The 561-nt window shown below is 41.7% G+C and carries 1 protein-coding gene; it reads right to left on the bottom strand.

Annotation, left to right across the window (positions count from 1 at the left end; all coding sequences use genetic code 11):
* Positions 1-561: ABC transporter permease (locus ABD814_RS13195; RefSeq protein WP_344914192.1), on the bottom strand; the 561-nt coding region annotated here is incomplete at both ends.

Below are 561 nucleotides of genomic sequence, written 5' to 3' on the forward strand. Positions count from 1 at the left end.
AATCGGTAATAATGAGTTTCTCAGCACGTGACGGTTATAGACGCGAGACTCAGAAGCCCCTTTTGCGCGTGCAGTTAAAATAAAGTCTTTTTGCTTCGTATCAATGATCTCATTTCGTAAATATTGAACGGTACTCACTGTTGTAATTAACGCCATCGAGAGCGACGGTAACATTAAGTGATGGGCACGACTTAAGAAGTATTCCCAAGTGCCCGGTGTTAACCCGGCTTGCACACTTGAACCTGTTGGGAACCAGCCAAACTTAAAGCCGAAGATCCATAACATCACAAGCGCAAAGATAAATAATGGCGTCGCAAATCCGACATACGTATAACCAGTGATCATTTGATCACGAAGTGTGTCATTATAGCGACCACTTGTAATCCCTAATGGAATTGCGATCAGATAGGTAAACACAAGTGTTGTTAATGATAACCAAACCGTATTATTCAGACGTTGACCGATTAATTCAGTCACATCCATTTTAAAACGGAACGATTGCCCTAAATCACCTGTCACCGCATTTGAAATCCAGTCAATGTATTGAATGTGCCAAGGATC

This window comes from Amphibacillus indicireducens (assembly GCF_039539605.1).
GTDB classification, from domain to species: domain Bacteria; phylum Bacillota; class Bacilli; order Bacillales; family Amphibacillaceae; genus Amphibacillus; species Amphibacillus indicireducens.